The sequence below is a fragment of the Romboutsia sp. 13368 genome (assembly GCF_018336475.1).
In the GTDB taxonomy this organism is placed as follows: domain Bacteria; phylum Bacillota; class Clostridia; order Peptostreptococcales; family Peptostreptococcaceae; genus Romboutsia.
In genome coordinates this window covers 2074707-2075585 of record NZ_CP048741.1, presented here as the reverse complement: position 1 = coordinate 2075585, position 879 = coordinate 2074707, and the positions used below count along the sequence as shown (strand labels likewise).

Here is an 879-nt window from a genome sequence, read left to right as displayed (position 1 = left end):
GATAAAGATAATTAGCATAGTATATTTTAAGATAGATAAAAATAGTTAAATAACTATAAAAAATCTAAGAGGTGCACAATGAAAGATAAGGACTTGCTTATAAAAAGGCTAAATAGAATAGAAGGACAAGTTAAGGGAATACAAAAAATGGTAGAAGAAGAAAGGTATTGCATAGATATACTAACCCAAATATCAGCCATAAGATCTGCTATTAATAAAGTTGGATCTATTATACTTGAAAATCATATAAAGGGATGTGTTGTAAATAGTATAAAAGAGGATAATAGTGAAGAATCAATAGCTGAGCTTATGAGAACTATAGATAAATTTACAAAATAAGGGGGATAATTTAATATGAATCAACAGGGGTATATTATTGAGATTGTAGATAATATAACTGCAAAGTTAAAATTAAAACGCCATTCTGCTTGTGCATCTTGTGGTAAATGTACAACTACATCTGAAGAAAAGGATATAATAGTTGAGGTTGATAATACAATAGGTGCTAAGGTAGGAGATAGAGTAGAAGTTAATATGGAAACTATGAATGTATTGAAGGCTGCTTTTATAGTATATACAATACCTTTAATAGCACTTTTAATAGGAACAGTAGGTACTTTTTATATACTAAATGCAATAAATTTTAATGGAAATATTGAAATTATAAGTGCAATTGTTGGATTAATATTTACTATTATGGTATTTTTAATACTAAAGAAAAATGATAAGAAGTTTAGAGATAGCAAAGAATATATACCTATAGTTACTAGAATTGTAGTAAGCGAAGGAAATGAAATAACATTATAGGAACAAGATTATAATAAAGGCTTTAATTATATTATAGAAATATACATATTAGTAATTAAAAATGGAGTGTAT

General features: G+C 26.1%; 2 protein-coding genes. Both read left to right on the top strand.

The features are described from left to right. The first annotated feature begins 78 nt into the window (after positions 1-78). The gene (locus tag G3997_RS08610) at positions 79-339 is read left to right on the top strand and encodes a metal-sensitive transcriptional regulator (RefSeq protein ID WP_296645371.1); all 261 of its coding nucleotides are present in this window, start codon (positions 79-81) and stop codon (positions 337-339) included. A 15-nt stretch (positions 340-354) separates the two neighbouring features. After that, complete coding sequence (locus G3997_RS08605) at positions 355-807, top strand: SoxR reducing system RseC family protein (RefSeq protein WP_296645370.1); 453 nt, start codon at positions 355-357, stop codon at positions 805-807. Positions 808-879 lie beyond the last annotated feature (72 nt).